This is a genomic window from Ravibacter arvi, from assembly GCF_039540405.1.
In the GTDB taxonomy this organism is placed as follows: Bacteria; Bacteroidota; Bacteroidia; order Cytophagales; family Spirosomataceae; genus Ravibacter; species Ravibacter arvi.
In genome coordinates this window covers 282,789-297,318 of record NZ_BAABEY010000018.1, presented here as the reverse complement: position 1 = coordinate 297,318, position 14,530 = coordinate 282,789, and the positions used below count along the sequence as shown (strand labels likewise).

Here is a 14,530-nt window from a genome sequence, read left to right as displayed (position 1 = left end):
TCCGCCCGCAACTCAAGCACTTTTCTAGTAAAATCAGCCAATCACCTATAAAAAAATCTTGATGAGCCAAAAGCAAATTACCGTTGTCATCGTCGGAATGGGTTTCGGGAAAGAGTTTATTCCCATTTACCAGAGTCATCCCAACATCAAAGCCGTCGGGATATGCACGCGCAGCAAAGCCAGGCGCGACGAACTATCGGCCCGGTACAACCTTGACCCCAATCTTGTCTTCGAGCATTTTGAAGATATTCCCGGGCGTGAGGATGTCGATGCCATCCATATTGTAACACCGGTTCCGGAGCATGCCCGGATGACCCTGGCCTCGCTGAATGCCAACAAGCACACCGCCTGCACGATCCCTATGGCCATGACGGTAGAAGACTGCAAAGCTATTGTCGAGGCCAAACGCCGCTCCGGCAAAGTTTACATGATGATGGAGACGGCATTGTATACGAGGGAGTTCCTGTACGGGCTGCAGCTTTCAGAATCGGGCGGGCTGGGAAAAATCCAGTTTGTCCGCGGCTCCCATATCCAGGACATGAGCATGGAGGGCTGGGCCGAATACTGGAAAGGGTACCCGCCCATGCTCAACGGCACGCACGCCATTTCTCCCTTGCTGCGGATCAATAACACCACTGCAGAAACGGTAGTATGCCATGGATCGGGACGCCTCAGCGACGATCTGGCCAGCCGCTACGGTTCGCCGTTTGCCGTTGAAACTGCAACATTTACCCTGAAAGGCTCCGATGTGGTAGCAGAAGCTACGCGTTCGCTTTTCGACGTTGTACGCCAGTACCGGGAAAGCTACGATGTTTATGGCACCAAAATGTCGTTTGAGTGGGAACAGCTCCAGGATGAACAGCATGTCGTTTTCGACGGCGGCGAAAACGCCGTCCGGATCGACGTACCCGATACGGACGCCCTGTTGATCGAACCGATCAAGCATTTCACAAAACGCGAAAAAATCGACGACCCCAATCACGTATCCTTCCTCCAGGGAGCAGGCCACGGCGGTTCGCATCCGCACCTGGTCCAGGAATTTGTCGCGGCAATCGTAGAAGGTCGCGACTCCGCAGTAGACGCAGCCCTCGCGGCCAATTACACCTGCGCCGGAATTTGCGCGCACGAGTCAGCCATGAAAGGCGGCGAACGAATCAGCATCCCGGATTTTAGTTAATGGTGGTGAGGTGTGAGGTATGAGGGGTGAGGGTTGAGGGATGGTGTCAGCACCACCTCACGGCTCAAACCTCAAGACTCCAACCTCACAGCTCACCCCTCAAACCTCAAACCTATGAAATCAACTTATTTCATTCTTTTGGCCGCAATGGCCTTCGCCGCCGGGGCTTGTACCGGAGAAAAAAAGAAAGAACAGCCGCCCGTGGATAGCGGGCGCGACCGCTGGACTGTCCAACAGGCCAATGACTGGTACCAGTCCCAACCCTGGCTGGTAGGTTGTAACTTTCTACCGAGCACTGCCAGCAATCAGCTCGAAATGTGGCAGGCTTCAAGTTTCGATACCGCCACGATCAACCGTGAACTGGGCTGGGCTGCGGGTTTAGGCATGAATACCGTTCGTGTTTACCTGCATGACCTCCTGTATGAACAGGATTCTTCCGGTTTTTACCAGCGCGTGGATACCTTTCTTGAAATTGCCTCTCGGCATAAAATCAAGCCCGTGCTGGTTCTTTTTGACTCGGTATGGGACCCGTTTCCAAAGCCGGGGGAACAGCGGGTACCCAAACCGCATGTCCACAATGCCGGATGGGTACAGAGCCCCGGAAAAGAAGCGTTGCTGGACAGTACCCGGCATCCGCGCCTCCAAAATTATGTGCGCGGAACCGTAGGGCATTTTGCGAACGACACGCGCATACTGGCGTGGGATGTATGGAACGAACCCGAAAACCCCAACAAAAGCGCTTACGGAGACGTAGAAATCCCGGACAAGGCTACGGTGGTTCTGCCCTTGCTGGAGACTACCTTTCATACAGCCCGTTCCGTCAATCCCGTACAACCGCTTACGGCAGGCGTGTGGCGCGACGACTGGTCGGAGGAAAGCAAGCTCACCCCGATAAACCGGCTCATGCTGGATGAATCTGACGTGATTTCATTTCACTCCTACGACAGTCCGGAAGAATTTGAGAAACGGGTAAAATGGCTCCAGCCCCTGGGCCGGCCGCTGATATGCACCGAATACATGGCGCGCGGAAACAACAGCACGTTTGAAGGAATTCTTCCGATAGCGAAAGCGCATCGGGTTGCAGCCATCAACTGGGGATTGGTCGACGGCAAGTCCCAAACCATTTATCCCTGGGACAGCTGGAAGAAAACCTATACCGGGGAACCTGAAACCTGGTTCCACGACATCTTCCGTAGAGACGGTACGCCGTATAAGGAATCGGAAGTGGTGTTTATTAAAAAAATCATTTCAGAAAAATAGGGAATCTATCACGTAATGGGGCGGCATTTGCCCGGCGGGCCGCCGGCAAATGCCGCCCCATTGTCTCTTCGGTTCCAATATACCGTCGTTTTTCTTAATTTTGCGGAAATCATCAGCCTGACTACCGGGCAGGATTAATTTTGTAAACAAAATAATGAAGGAAGACTCCCTGGCAGACCGCGCCTATGCAGAACTCAGGCGCAAAATTCTTTCCAACCAGTTACTTGCCGGCAGCAGACTCAAAGAAGACGAATGGTCTAAAAAACTGGACGTCAACCGCATGGCCTTACGCGAGGCCCTCATGCGGCTTCAGGGCGAACAGCTGTTAACAAAAGGCGAAAAAGGCGGCTTCTTTATAAAATCCCTTACGATTGAGGATATTCGCGATATCAGGGAGCTTCGCGAAATTCTTGAAACAGGCGCGATCAGAATCCTGATCGGAATTATCAGCGAAGAGCAGCTTGCAGAGCTCGAACGTATCTGTGACGACTTTACTGCCATGTACGAAAGGGGCTATTTCAGCGGCGCCTGTGAGGCAGACGTCAAATTTCATGAAACGCTGATCACCTATTCCGGCAATAAAAAACTCACTGCCGCCTACTTTACGAGCAATATACCGCTGTTTCACCAGAAACTGGGCCTGACCCAAACCCATATGGACGACTACGAACTCACCGATGCCGAGCACCGGGAGATTGTAAAGGCACTCCGGACCAGAAGCCTGCAGCAAGCGGAGCGAACCCTGATCAAACATCTTGTAAGAGGTGAGGTCACTACCCTCGACCTTATCTCCTGACTTCTTCTCCCGGAAGTTCCCCGCATATTTCTTCCTGAAATCCCACAGATAGTTCCGGAAAATATCTCATTTCTGGATTTTTAGCCGAGGCATATATCTTCCGCCTTCGGATAAGACTACCCATGTTATATTTTTCCAAGAATACGAAATACCCTATTTTTTGTTTACATTTTTAGTAATAATATTGTAAACATTTCAAACAACCTTAACATATCCTCAGTATGCGAAACCCTTTACTCCGCAGATTTACAGCGGCTATTTTCCTTCTAACGGCAGCCCTGACGATGCTTCATTCAGGATTAGCCGCCCAGGCCCCGCAAAAGCTCACGGGGATTGTCTACGACGCCGGCAATGAAAATCCGCTGCCCGGTGTTAATGTGATGGTCAAAGGATCCCAACAGGGAACAACCACTGACGTAAACGGAAATTTCTCGCTGACTGCACCGGCAGGGGCTACGCTTGCCTTTTCCTTTATCGGCTACGTTACACAGGAAATAACGGTAGGCAACCAGACCCAACTCACCATAAGACTGGAAACCGATACACAGGCACTCAGCGAGGTGGTCGTAACCGGGTATTCAACCCAGCGGAAACAGGACATTATCGGTTCGGTTTCTGTCGTCGACATGAGTGCGGTAGGCAAAATACCGGTCGGGTCAACCACGCAGGCGCTGCAAGGCCAGGCGGCCGGGGTAAACGTAATCGCATCCGGGGTCCCGGGGAGAGAGGGGAATGTATTTATCCGGGGGATCTCCTCGTTCGGGAACTCGGCCCCGCTTATCCTGATCGACGGTGTGGAAAGCAGCCTGAACAATCTGAATGCAAACGACATTGAGTCTATTCAGATCCTGAAAGATGCCGGTGCGGCCTCTATTTACGGGGTGCGGGGCTCAAACGGTGTTATTGTGGTTACCACAAAAAAAGGAAAGCTGGGTACGCCGACCGTAGAATACAATGCTTACGCCGGCGTGCAAACACCGCTCAGAGGCAACCCGTTCAATACCATACTGGATACCAAAGAATTTGCGAGGCTGTCGCTGATCGCCAACCCTAACAACCCGCTCTTCGCAAACGGAATACCCGACTACCTGTATGCCGGCCCCCAGGGCGGTGGGATTGCAATGGAGGGAAACCCTCTGGTAGATCCTTCGCGCTATCGTCTCGACCCGACCAACCCCGCCAACAACTACCTGATCCAGAAAGTCAACAAATCCGGCACCGACTGGTTTCATGAATTCTTCAAACCGGCCTTCCGGACCGACCATAACCTTTCCGTCAGAGGAGCTACCGAAAAAGCTACCTATTATATTTCGCTCGGCTATCTCAACCAGCAGGGCACCGCGCCTGAAACTTATGTAAAACGTTATTCAGGCCGCGTCAACACTTCTTTTAAAGTAGGGAAACATATCACCATCGGGCAGAACCTGAACCTGTACTACCGGGTCAGCCCCGGATTCACGACTGATAACCAGTTCGGGAACATCGGTGAACTGGCGCGGATGATGCCGATCATCCCGGTTCACGACATCATGGGCAACTATGGCGGTACCAGGATGGGGATCAACGTCGGTACAAACTCTAACCCGATTGCCAACCAGGAGCGCCTGGGCCAGAGCCTGAGCAATACCTGGAATGCCGTCGGAAATGTTTACTTGGATGTTAACTTCCTGAAAGATTTTACGTTCAGAACCAGCGTGGGGGGCGCCATGACCAGCGCATACGGCTACTCGTTTGCCTTTACGCCCTATGAACGCGCCGAAGGCTTCCTGAACCCCAACTCCTACAGCGAAAGCGCTTCTTTTTCAAGGAGGCTCGTATGGACCAACACATTGAACTATACCAAGGAAATCGGCAAAAGCAACTTCACTGTCCTGCTGGGAACCGAAGCCATTGAAAACCTCGGACGGTCACTTTCCGGCTCCAGGCAGAAGTACTTTTCAACAGACCCCGACTACCTGACGTTGTCCACCGGGACCACCAATATCGCCAACGGGAGCTCCGCGAGCGAAGACGCACTTTGGTCGATGTTCGGTCGTGTGGATTACGCCTTCAACAACAAGTACCTGTTGAGCGGTACCATACGGAGAGACGGATCTTCCCGGTTCGGTCCTGAAAACAGGTTCGGTGTATTCCCGTCGGTTTCCGCCGGCTGGCGTCTTTCCGAGGAAGATTTCCTTAAAAGTGTAAGCTGGATCAACGACCTGAAAATCAGGGCGAGCCACGGGGTCCTCGGCTCCCAGAACAACGTAGATGCCGACAACCAGTTTGACCTGTACGGAGGTACGCTTGCCAATGCCTATTACGACATCCGCGGAACCAGCAACAGCCTGGTGCAGGGATTTATACAGACCAGGGCAGGGAACCCCAGGACCGGCTGGGAGCGTAACCTCGTTTCCAACGTCGGCTTTGATGCAAGCCTTTTGAACTACCGCCTGGATCTGTCGGTTGAGTACTACAAAAAATCGGTCAACGGCCTTCTCTTCGGACAAACCCTGCCGGGAATCGCAGGTGGAATCACCCCCGCCACTATCAATATCGGGAACATACGCAACTCCGGGCTTGATCTTTCGGCCACTTATCATGGCGGTGACCGGAATGCCTTCAGTTATTCAATCGGCGCCAACATCACCACCTATAAAAACAAGGTGGTCAGCGTACCCTCACCCGGCTACTTTGCCGCCGCTTCGCACCAGCAGCTCGGTGCTATTGTCCGGAATGAAATTGGCCAGGAAGTGAGTTCATTCTACGGCTACAAAGTACTGGGCACGTTCAAGAGCGACCAGGAAGTGACGGAAGCCGCTACCCAGGATGGAGCCGCGCCGGGAAGATTCCGCTACCAGGACGTAGACGGCGACCATAAAATCACTTCTGCCGACCGTACCTACCTCGGAAGCCCGAACCCCGACTTCACCTACGGCGTAAACCTTACCGGCCAGTATCGTCAGTTTGACCTTTCCGCAATCTTCTACGGGTCGCAGGGCGCTCAGGCTGTGAACGCCATTAAAGTTCAAACCCACTTTTTCGGCACTTATGTAGGCGCCAAAAGCAACGTCCTGAGAAATGCCTGGTCACCGGAGAACCCGAACTCGGATGTTCCTAAAATTGAAAACCAGAACAGCTTCAGCACCGCCGGCGTATTCAATTCCTATTTCGTGGAAGACGCTTCGTTCCTGAAACTGAGATCACTTACCCTGGGCTATACCGTGAACAACAATTCCCTGCTCGAAAAAATCAAGATGAAAAAGGCTAGATTTTATCTCCAGGCAATGAACCTCTTCACGCTCACCAAATATTCAGGGCTTGATCCTGAAATTGAAGGAAGCAGCTCCAGCTTCGGTATCGATTGGGCCAACTACCCTAACAATGAGCCGGTGTATTTGCTTGGTGTAAACATTTCCTTTTAATCCTTAAAGACTATTCAAAATGAGCATCTATAAATTTTCTATAAAATCGCTGGCAGTTGCTGCCTTGCTCAGCGTAGCAACAAGCTGCAGCGACGACTTCCTGGACAGAAGTCCGAAAGGGGCGCTCTTTTCCGGAAGCCTCGCCAACGAAGCGGGCGTAAACGGGCTGCTTATCGGCTCTTACTCTTTGTTGAACCATGGCGGAACCTCCGGAAGCGGGTGGCATTCGGGCGTGTGGATTTTTGGCGGCGTTGCCTCAGACGATGCGCATACCGGTACGGAAGCGGGCGCATTACAGCCGGTCCCGGAATTTGAAAGTTACATTCATACTTCGGCAACCAGGGGACTGAATGATCGCTGGAAGGTATTATACGCCGGTGTGCAGAGAGCCAATGACGTGCTGAGACTACTTCCCACCGTACTTGCCAACAAATCGATCACCGAAACCGCCGCGAAACAGGTAGAGGCAGAAGCCCGTTTCCTACGTGGCGTATATCATCTCAATGCCGCGCTGATGTGGCGCAACATTCCTTTCGTCGACGAAAAGATCAGTGCAGCAGCCGGAAATTATTTTGTTCCCAACAACCAGCCGGTATGGCCTTCCATCGAAGCTGATTTCCAGTTTGCGGCAGACAACCTGACCCCCACCAAATCAGAAGTCGGGCGCGCGAACTCATGGGCAGCGAAGTGTTTTCTTGTTAAAACATACATGTTTCAAAACAAACACCAGCAGGCCAAACCGCTTCTGGATGACATCATCGCGAATGGCGTCACCAGCAATGGGTTGAAATATGATCTTAACAAGCACTATTTCGACAACTTCAAACCGTCTACCAAACACGGTCCCGAACAGGTGTTTGCGGTAATGCATTCGGTCAATGACGGAGCAGGCGGCCAGCGCGGGAACAACCCGAGCGGTGAAGCAAATGCCGGTCCTTACGGCGGCCCCTTCCCTACCTACGGCTTCTACCAGCCTTCATTTACGCTGGTTAACTCCTACAAAACAGACGCTGCAACCGGCCTGCCGCTGATCAACACGTTCAACGATTCGGACATCAAGCATGATCTCGGCATCCAGTCGTCGCAGCCTTTCGAACCTTACAAGGGCACACTCGACTCAAGGTTGGACTGGACAGTCGGGCGCAGGGGAATTCCCTATCTTGACTGGGGCATCAACCCGGGCCTTTCGTGGGTACGCCAGCAAAGCGTAGGAGGCCCCTACCTGCACATCAAATTTGCCAACCCGCAATCCGAACCGGGTGGAAGAGAGGTACAAAGCACTGCCAATACCTACAACCTGATCCGCTTTGCCGATGTGCTGCTGTGGGCAGCAGAAGTAGAAGTGGAGGTCGGCACGCTTCAACAGGCAGAAATCTACGTCAACCGGGTGCGGGCAAGAGCCGCTAATCCTGAGACGTGGGTTAAAAAGTATATCGACAACAGCGACCCGCTGAAGGGTGTGACCAACGAACCGGCGGCCAATTACAAGGTGGGATTATACACTGGCCAGTTTGCCCAGCAAGGGAAAGATTTCGCGCGTGAAGCAGTTCGCTTCGAGCGGAAACTGGAGTTGGCTATGGAACACCACCGGTTCTTTGACCTGCAACGGTATGACCTCGCAAAACCCGGCTATATGAGCAGTTTGCTGAACAAATACATCGAGCACGAAGTAAACGTCCCTAACTTTAATCATTACTATATGGTAGGCGCCAAGTTCACGCAAGGCAGGAACGAGCTTTACCCGATTCCTTTGGAGCAAATTGACCTGAGCATCCAGAACGGAGCGGCAACTTTGTCTCAAAACCCCGGATACTCAAAATAGTAAATCCTGGCGGACCATACCGCCGGGATTCCATCGGGTATTTCATTTACTAAATCCTACAAAAATGAACCAGAAAAAAGCGCAAAACCCCAATCTGCCGGACCTGAGCATAAGTTCCAACCGCCGCAAATTCCTTCAGTCCCTCGGGCTTGGCAGCGCGGCAATTACCCTCCTCACAACCGGCTGCACCGAAAAGCCGAAGTCGGAAGGTAAGGAAGAAGTGATTCAGGGCTTCGAAAAAACGGCTGAAAAAGCCGGCACGCAGATTTGGAAGCCGGTTTCGGATAAAAAAGTAAAAGTGGGCCTCATCGGGTACGGAGTTTGCAAATTTGCCGCGGCGTTTGAGTTTCAAAATCACCCCAATGTTGAAATTGTGGCAGTAAGTGACCTCGAACCGGACCGGTGCAAAGAATTGGCCAAAGTGGTAAAGTGCGAAAAAACATACCCTTCGCTGGAAGAGCTTGTAAAAGACGACCGGATTGAGGCGGTATTTATCGCTACCGACGCCCCCAGCCACGCAAAGCACGCAATTTTGGCACTGCAGCATGGCAAACACGTGGCCAGCGCGGTTCCCGCCGTTTTCGGATCACTGGAAGAAGCGGACCAATTGTATGAGGCCGTCAAAAAAAGCGGGCTGAAATATATGATGTACGAAACTTCCATGTTCCATGACGACCTTTTTGCAGCCCGGCAGCTTTACAAGGCCGGGCACCTCGGCAAGCTTGTTTATTCCGAGGGCGAATACTACCACTACATGGATACGCCTATCGACTCCTACAAAGGGTGGAGAATCGGGTTGCCGCCGCAGTTTTACCCGACACACTCGAACGCCTACCACCTGGGGATCAACGACGGCTCATTCGTAGAGGTATCCTGTCTGGGAATCCCGAGTGTGGTGGAGCATCTCAAACCCGCCAATAATTCGTACAAAAACCCGTTCGGGACCGAAATAGCGCTCTTTCGCACCCACGACGGCGGCACCTCCAGGATGGCAGTAAGCTGGGATACCCCAGGCGATCATGGTGAAAGAGGCCGGGTCAGGGGCGACAAAGGATCCTACTATGGAAAATACGAAGGGCTGGATAAAAACGTACCCGCAATTGAGCGCCCGCCGCTGCCGCCGTCGGTAGATGCAGGAGGTCACGGAGGGTCGCACGGCCGTCTTACCGACGAGTTTATTTCGGCAATTTTGCAGGATCGCACTCCTTTGGTAAATGTAGCCCTGGCACTTAACATGACGGTAGCCGGCATAGTGGCGCACCAGTCTGCAATGAAAAATGGAGAATTATTAAAAATACCACAATACACCCTGTAATACAGGTTTCAATTATCATGAACACTTCTTTGAACAGACGCAGGTTTTTAGGCCTTGCCGGTGCGGCTTCCGCTGCGATCATCTCTCCGCGGTTTGCTTTCGCCGCCCCCTTCACCTCCGAGCGAAAACTCCGGGTAGGAATCGTAGGCGGCAGGTTCGGCCTGGGCTTTTTCTTCAATGAACACCCCAATTGTACGGTTGAGGCGGTCAGCGATCTCCGGCCTGAACGCCGGGAGGCACTGATGAAAACTTACAAATGCAGCAAATCTTATGAGTCGCTGGAAAAGCTCCTGAAAGACCCGAAAATTGAGGCTGTTGCGTTGTTTACCCCTGCACCTGATCACGCCAGGCATGTAGTTCAGTCGCTTAATGCCGGAAAGCATGTACTCTGCGCCGTACCTGCCGCGATGAACATACAGGAATGCTACGAAGTATTGGAAGCGGTTCAGCGGACCGGTCTTACCTATATGATGGCAGAAACCTCGGTCTACCGGCAAGATACTATCTCGGCAAAAAAAATGTTCAAAGAAGGCAAGTTCGGAACCATTTTCAGCAGTGCTGCCCAGTATTATCATCCGGGTCTCGAAGTACTGTACTTTGAAAACAACGGCAAGCCTACCTGGCGCCACGGGCTTCCGCCGATGCTCTACCCTACCCATACTACGGCGTTCCTGATTTCCGTAACCGGCGAAAGACTCACGCACGTGACCTGCCAGGGATGGGGAGACGACAGCCCGATGCTGAAAAACAACCCGTACAAGAACCCGTTCTGGAATGAAACCGCGTTCTTCAGAACCAGCCAGGGCCATGCCTTTACCGGTGAAGTCTGCTGGAAGGGCGCCCTGGTGGGCTGCGAGCGCGGCGAATGGCACGGCGACAAGATGAGTTTCTATGCCGGCTACAAAGGCGTAGACGTACACCAGGTATTTGCAACTGAAAAAGAAGGGACCGATGATGGCGGCTTCAAGATTGCCGAACCTGAAATGCAGCCCTTTGATCAGCCGCAGTGGTGGAAAACGGATGCACTGCCTGCCCCGATGCGCCACAACAGCGGGCACGGCGGAAGCCATACTTTCATCACCCACGAATGGATCGACTCCATCATCAGCAACCGTCTGCCGGAAGTGAACATTTACGAGGCGCTGGCTTTTACTGCGCCGGGCATCATTGCGCACCAATCGGCGCTGAACAACGGCGAATACATGAGAATACCAAACTTCGACAAGTAAAGGCTGACTGTTCCAAATCCAAAGACGACCTTCTTTTTAAATATCAACATATCATTCAATCATGAGTAAATCGTGGCCGCAGTCATCTGCACTATTAAAACAAAATGAAAAATGGATACCGGGCGGTGTCGTATCCCTCAACCGTAAATCAGATCCCAATATCTGCTTCACCAGAGGCCAGGGCAGTCACGTCTGGGATCTTGAAGGAAACCGCTATATCGATTATCAGGCCGGATTTGCTGCCTCTTTTCTGGGACACAATGACCCCGACATTAATAAAGCCGTACAAGATACCCTGGTATCCCAAAGCCTGTTGATGGGCGCCGGCCCTACCGACCTGGAAGGCCGCTTCGCCGAGCTCTTCTGCCAGTCGGTACCCACCGCCGAAAGCATTCAGATCACGACTACCGGCTCCGAAGCTACCTACCACGCCATCAGGCTCGCCCGGGCTATCACCGGCCGCGACCATATCATCGTGATGCAGGGCGGGTACAACGGGTGGCACAACGACGTTTCGTGTAACGTAATCAGCACGCTTGAAGACGTCGGCGCACGTGTAAGCCCGGGAGAATATCCTTTTGATGCAGGTTCTGCCGGCATTCCCGCCGTGCACAAATCGCTGGTACACGTGATCAATTACAACGATATCGCGTCCGTAGAATACATCCTGAAACGTTATCCCGTCGCCTGTATGATCCTGGAACCGATACTCCAGAACATCGGGATCGTGAAGCCGCAGGCGGGCTACCTGGAATCACTCAGGAAACTGGCTGACGACAACGGGTTCCTCCTCGTGTTCGACGAAGTAAAAACAGGGTTCCGTCACGCACTCGGCGGTTACCAGAGCATCTGCGGCGTAACACCCGACCTGAGCACATTCGGGAAGGCCGTTGCCAATGGTTACCCGCTCGGCGTTATCGCGGGCAAGAAAAAGTACATGGACTATTTCACTCACCCCGAAAAATCAAAAAGAGTTTTGATCGCCGGCACCTTTAATGCGTTCCCCCTGACGACCGCCGCGGCAATTGCTACGCTCGAAAAACTGGCATCGCCGGAGCACAAGGTTTACGAACACGTAAACGCCCTGGGACAAATGCTGGAAGATGGTTTGCAGGATATTTTCTCGAAATCGGGACGTCCCTTCCATGTTGCCAGACAAGGATCTGCCTTCTGCGTTTATTTCATGGATCACGCGCCGGCAGATTTCCACGACGTGCTGCTGAACCACGACTTCGCTTTTGACAAGCAATACAGGCTTGCGCTCATAGAAGAGGGTATCTTCAACTTCCCGCTTCCCATTAAGCAAGGGAGTATCTCTTTTGCGCATACGACGGCAGACATTGAGGAAACATTGGAAAAAACCAAAGCAGTGGTTAAATAGGTGTGAGGTATGAGGTATGAGTTGTGAGCCCCTCACACCTCAAACCTCACCCCTCACACCTCACCCCTATTACACAAATGAAAATTACATCCATTGAAGCGAAAGTCTGTCATGCGCGTATGCGTAACTGGATTTTCGTAAAGATTAATACCGACCAACCCGGGCTTTGGGGATGGGGAGAAGCTACTCTCGAATGGCATACCCGCGCCGTAGTAGGTGCAATTGAAGACATTTCGACCCTGCTGGTCGGTGAAGACCCCAGGCGTATCGAATACCTGTGGCAAATGATGTACCGCCAGCATTTCTGGCATGGTAACGGTATCGTGCGGGGAACTGCCATTAGCGGTATCGACATCGCGCTGTGGGACATTGCCGGAAAAATTCACGGTGTCCCTTGTCATGAGCTATGGGGCGGCCGGGTCCGGGACTATATCCGCCTGTATTGCCACCTGGGCGGCGGAAAAATGGAAGACTTCTATGAAACCGGGCGTAACGATGCCAAACGTTTCGGCGAACTGGCGCAGGAAGCAGTGGAAGACGGCTTCACCGCATTCAAATCGATGGCTGTACCCGAAACCATGCCTTTGGAAGGGCTTCGCCCAATTCGTTACGCGGAAGCCTGTGTAGGCGCTATGCGCGAGGCTGTGGGCGACGACATCGACATCATGGTAGACTGCCATGCAAGACCTTCGCCCCGGATGGGGATGATGTTTGCCAAGGCGCTGGAACCTTTCGGACTTTACTTTTTCGAGGAACCCTGCTGGCCCGAAACCATGGAAGACATTGCGCTGATCCAGCGGTCGGTCAATACGCCGATCGCGACCGGCGAGCGCCTTATCGGTATCCACGCCTTCCGCGAACTGTTTGAAAAAAGAGCTGCGAGCGTTATTCAACCTGACATTACCCATTGCGGGGGCCTGAGCGAGGTCCGCCGGATTGCCGCTATGGCCGAAGCCTACCGGGTTTCGGTGGCGCCCCACAACCCGCAGGGACCGGTGAGCACGGCGGCATCCATTGAATTCGGATTCTCGGCGCCTTCCTATATCATTTGTGAAAGTGTTCACAGTGACGTCCCCTGGCGCCAGGACATCGTTGAAGAGGGGTTTACAGTTGAAAAGAAAGGAAGAATCGTCAAGCCCAATACCAGGCCCGGCCTCGGTATCGAGATCAATGAAGACGAAATCCGGAAGCATCCTTTCCAGCAGGAAGTACTCCAGCGCTCCTTCTACCAGGATGGCAGCGTGGGCGATTGGTAGACCGGTATTACCTCAAACGGTCTGCCGCCGTGCAATGTGCAACGGCGGCAGACCGTTCAGATCTTTGTTAAACTTTGAGACAACAGGATGGCTAGTTCTATTGAGAAACCATTTAGCGGGAGAACAGCGGTAATCAGCGGCGGTTTAGGTGACATCGGACGCGCCATTGCCAGGGCACTGGCCGAACGGGGGGCTTCTGTTTCGCTCGGCGACCTGCAACCGGAATCGGAAGCAACCGAATTCCTGCAAAGCCTGCAGATGTGCGGTGTAAATGCCATCTATTACACCGTTGACGCATCGAAAGCGGACCAGGTACGCAATTGGATAGACGACTGTGAAAAAAGAATCGGTGCTCCCGACATTATTATTGCCAATGCCGCAACGGTCACACTGGCCACCCTGCAGGAACTGACCGTGGAACAGTGGGACGCAGAATTACGCGTCAACCTGAACGGGCCGTTTTACCTTGGTAAAATCGCTGCCGGGAAATTGGTTGCCGGCAAACGCCAGGGGCATATGGTAGTGATCGGAAGCTGGGCGGCCCATGTAGTTCATGCGCATATACCGGCTTACAGCGTCTCCAAAGCTGGCCTGCGCATGCTGGCACAATGCCTGGCCCTGGAGCTGGCCCCGCATGGCATCCTGGTCAACGAAATTGCCCCGGGCTATGTAGACGCCGGGCTCAGCGCCAAAATCTGGGCAACCAATCCCGAGCTCCGGGAACAGGCCGCTTCAAAAGTTCCCGTCCGGCGACTCATTTCACCCGACGAAGTGGCGGCCGAGGTAGTACACCTCTGCCGCCGCGAAAACAGGCACATCACCGGGACAACCCTGCTGATGGATGGTGGCCTGTCTTTAGGGGAGGCGTGAGGTATGAGGTATGAGGTATG

General features: G+C 53.0%; 10 protein-coding genes. All 10 read left to right on the top strand.

What is annotated here, in order from left to right:
- Nucleotides 1-61 precede the first annotated feature (61 nt).
- The 10 genes from ABD852_RS09760 (at nt 62) to ABD852_RS09715 (ending at nt 14,510) form a co-directional block, all read left to right on the top strand.
- Nucleotides 62-1,177: a Gfo/Idh/MocA family protein gene (locus ABD852_RS09760; protein ID WP_345028256.1), complete on the top strand. Its 1,116-nt coding sequence runs from the start codon at nt 62-64 to the stop codon at nt 1,175-1,177.
- Between the two features lie 114 nt (nt 1,178-1,291).
- Nucleotides 1,292-2,437 (top strand): cellulase family glycosylhydrolase, encoded by a 1,146-nt coding sequence (locus ABD852_RS09755; protein ID WP_345028253.1) that lies wholly within the window; start codon nt 1,292-1,294, stop codon nt 2,435-2,437.
- A gap of 154 nt (nt 2,438-2,591) precedes the next feature.
- Nucleotides 2,592-3,233, top strand: a complete 642-nt coding sequence (locus ABD852_RS09750) for a GntR family transcriptional regulator (protein ID WP_345028250.1) — start codon at nt 2,592-2,594, stop codon at nt 3,231-3,233.
- 221 nt (nt 3,234-3,454) lie between these two features.
- Nucleotides 3,455-6,637: a SusC/RagA family TonB-linked outer membrane protein gene (locus ABD852_RS09745; RefSeq protein ID WP_345028246.1), complete on the top strand. Its 3,183-nt coding sequence runs from the start codon at nt 3,455-3,457 to the stop codon at nt 6,635-6,637.
- A 19-nt stretch (nt 6,638-6,656) separates the two neighbouring features.
- Complete coding sequence (locus ABD852_RS09740) at nt 6,657-8,459, top strand: RagB/SusD family nutrient uptake outer membrane protein (protein WP_345028245.1); 1,803 nt, start codon at nt 6,657-6,659, stop codon at nt 8,457-8,459.
- Between the two features lie 64 nt (nt 8,460-8,523).
- Entirely contained in the window at nt 8,524-9,774 is a 1,251-nt protein-coding gene (locus ABD852_RS09735; protein ID WP_345028239.1) for a Gfo/Idh/MocA family protein, read from the top strand.
- 17 nt (nt 9,775-9,791) lie between these two features.
- A complete protein-coding gene (locus ABD852_RS09730) occupies nt 9,792-11,003 on the top strand; it encodes a Gfo/Idh/MocA family protein (RefSeq protein WP_345028237.1) in 1,212 nt (403 codons plus the stop codon).
- 61 nt (nt 11,004-11,064) lie between these two features.
- On the top strand, nt 11,065-12,384 hold the full coding sequence (locus ABD852_RS09725) for an aspartate aminotransferase family protein (protein WP_345028235.1): 1,320 nt from the start codon (nt 11,065-11,067) through the stop codon (nt 12,382-12,384).
- Nucleotides 12,385-12,461: 77 nt separating this feature from the next.
- Entirely contained in the window at nt 12,462-13,640 is a 1,179-nt protein-coding gene (dgoD, locus tag ABD852_RS09720; RefSeq protein WP_345028233.1) for a galactonate dehydratase, read from the top strand.
- Between the two features lie 87 nt (nt 13,641-13,727).
- Nucleotides 13,728-14,510 carry an SDR family NAD(P)-dependent oxidoreductase gene (locus ABD852_RS09715; RefSeq protein WP_345028232.1) on the top strand — a complete coding sequence of 261 codons (783 nt, stop codon included), beginning with the start codon at nt 13,728-13,730 and terminating at the stop codon, nt 14,508-14,510.
- The last annotated feature ends 20 nt before the right edge of the window (nt 14,511-14,530 follow it).

Excerpts from the sequence above, each read along its gene's own strand:
- ABD852_RS09760 (WP_345028256.1), top strand. The coding sequence starts at position 62 with ATGAGCCAAAAGCAAATTACCGTTGTCATCGTCGGAATGGGTTTCGGG.
- ABD852_RS09755 (WP_345028253.1), top strand. The coding sequence starts at position 1,292 with ATGAAATCAACTTATTTCATTCTTTTGGCCGCAATGGCCTTCGCCGCC.
- ABD852_RS09750 (WP_345028250.1), top strand. The coding sequence starts at position 2,592 with ATGAAGGAAGACTCCCTGGCAGACCGCGCCTATGCAGAACTCAGGCGC.
- ABD852_RS09745 (WP_345028246.1), top strand. The coding sequence starts at position 3,455 with ATGCGAAACCCTTTACTCCGCAGATTTACAGCGGCTATTTTCCTTCTA.
- ABD852_RS09740 (WP_345028245.1), top strand. The coding sequence starts at position 6,657 with ATGAGCATCTATAAATTTTCTATAAAATCGCTGGCAGTTGCTGCCTTG.
- ABD852_RS09735 (WP_345028239.1), top strand. The coding sequence starts at position 8,524 with ATGAACCAGAAAAAAGCGCAAAACCCCAATCTGCCGGACCTGAGCATA.
- ABD852_RS09730 (WP_345028237.1), top strand. The coding sequence starts at position 9,792 with ATGAACACTTCTTTGAACAGACGCAGGTTTTTAGGCCTTGCCGGTGCG.
- ABD852_RS09725 (WP_345028235.1), top strand. The coding sequence starts at position 11,065 with ATGAGTAAATCGTGGCCGCAGTCATCTGCACTATTAAAACAAAATGAA.
- dgoD (WP_345028233.1), top strand. The coding sequence starts at position 12,462 with ATGAAAATTACATCCATTGAAGCGAAAGTCTGTCATGCGCGTATGCGT.
- ABD852_RS09715 (WP_345028232.1), top strand. The coding sequence starts at position 13,728 with ATGGCTAGTTCTATTGAGAAACCATTTAGCGGGAGAACAGCGGTAATC.